Here is a 1,658-nt window from a genome sequence, read left to right as displayed (position 1 = left end):
GCATAAGCCGCCTTGAGCCGCGTTCCGGCTTCCTGCGTGCGGCCGGCGACGTCCAGCATCAGGCCGGCGTGGAAATCGCGGAACACGGCGAAGCTCGGATCGCTCATCGTGTCGACCAGCGTCAGGGCCCGCTTGACGTCGCCCGAACCGACATAGCTCCAGGCGGTGAGCAGGATGGTGGTCAGGTCGCGCTGTCCGGCCGAGACGCTGGCGTTGAGTTCGGTGCGCGCGGCGGGATAATTCTTGGCCTTGAAGTCGCGCACGGTCAAAGCGAGCCGCGCCGAGGAATTGCGGGCGTCGCGCGCGACCAGTTTCTGCGCCAAAGCGAAGGCGTCCGGCATGTCGCCATTGGCGAGGGCCGCCACGAAAGCCCGCTGGATCAGTTCATTATTGTGCGGATCGGCGCGCAGGGTCTCGCGCAGGAAGGTCGAGGCCGCCAAAGTGTCGTGCTCGGCCTCGGCGACGCGCGCGGAAAGGTAATTTCCGGCCGGGCTCTCGCCGACCTCGAACGGCGCGGCGATCGAGACCGTCTCTCGCGCCAGGGCGGCGGTCGGCAGGCCGAGGATGAGGGCAAGGCCGACAAAGGCCCCGTTCTTGGCGCAGGCGGATTTGAAATTCACGAAATCGACTTTCTCGACGCACGGCGAGTCGCGCGCTCTGCGATGTTGGACCCGAGGAAGATGGCGTTTTTACGCTGTCAGGGCAAGGGCTCATAGGCCATCGACCGGTCGGGAGCGTCAGGCGATCTCGATATCGAGGCCAAGGTCGAGCACCGGCGCGGAATGGGTCAGGGCGCCCGACGAAATCAGGTCCACGCCGGTTTCCGCGATTTCGCGCGCGGTGCCGAGGTGAATGCCGCCGGAGGCCTCGGCCTTCATGCGCCCGCCGATCAGCGCCACCGCCTCGCGCAATTGCGCAGGGGTCATATTGTCGAGCAGCACGACATCGGCGCCTTCGGCCAGAACCTCGCGCAACTGGTCGAGCGTATCGACCTCGATCTCGACCTTCACCAGATGGCCGACGAAGGCCTTCGCCGCGCGGAGGGCCGGCGCCACGCCGCCGGCCACGGCGATGTGATTGTCCTTGATCAGCACGGCGTCGTCGAGGCCGAAACGGTGGTTCATGCCGCCGCCGCAGCGCACGGCATATTTCTCGAAGGCGCGCAGGCCGGGGGTGGTTTTCCGGGTGCAGCAGATATTCGCCCTGGTATGGGCGATGGCTTCGGCGTAATGCGCCGTCAGGGTCGCGACGCCGCACAGCCGGCCGAGAAAGTTCAGGGCGACCCGCTCGGCGGAGAGGATGCCGCGCGCGCGGCCTTCGATGCGCGCCAGCGCGGCGCCGGGCGCGAAGGCGTCGCCGTCCGCCGCCAGCGCCTCGAAGCGGAGGGTCGGATCGACCAGTTCGAAGGCCTTGCGGGCAAGATCGAGCCCGGCCAGCACGCCCGCCTGTTTGCGCGCGGCGATCACCGCCTTGGCCTGGGCCGTCGCCGGGATCGTCGCCTGCGAGGTGATGTCGCCGGCGCGGCCGAAATCCTCGGCCAAAGCGGCGCTTACGGCTTCCTCTACGAGATGGGGATTGAGCTCGGGCAGTATCATGCGGCCTCGGACAAAGCGATGCGGCGCGCCAGCGTCAGGGCTTCGTCCAAGGTGATGGAGGAG

2 protein-coding genes are annotated in these 1,658 nt (G+C 67.8%); both read right to left on the bottom strand.

What is annotated here, in order from left to right:
* The coding region (locus ACE3S9_RS19305) for a tetratricopeptide repeat protein (RefSeq protein ID WP_374548098.1) at window positions 1-620 on the bottom strand (620 nt) is incomplete at its 3' end.
* 117 nt (window positions 621-737) lie between these two features.
* Complete coding sequence (gene nadC, locus ACE3S9_RS19300; RefSeq protein WP_374548097.1) at window positions 738-1,595, bottom strand: carboxylating nicotinate-nucleotide diphosphorylase; 858 nt, start codon at window positions 1,593-1,595, stop codon at window positions 738-740.
* Window positions 1,596-1,658 lie beyond the last annotated feature (63 nt).

This window comes from Rhodoblastus sp. (genome assembly GCF_041915505.1).
Classification (GTDB): domain Bacteria; phylum Pseudomonadota; class Alphaproteobacteria; order Rhizobiales; family Beijerinckiaceae; genus Rhodoblastus.
Note: the sequence above shows the minus strand (reverse complement) of the source record. Positions and strands in the feature narration are given on the sequence as shown.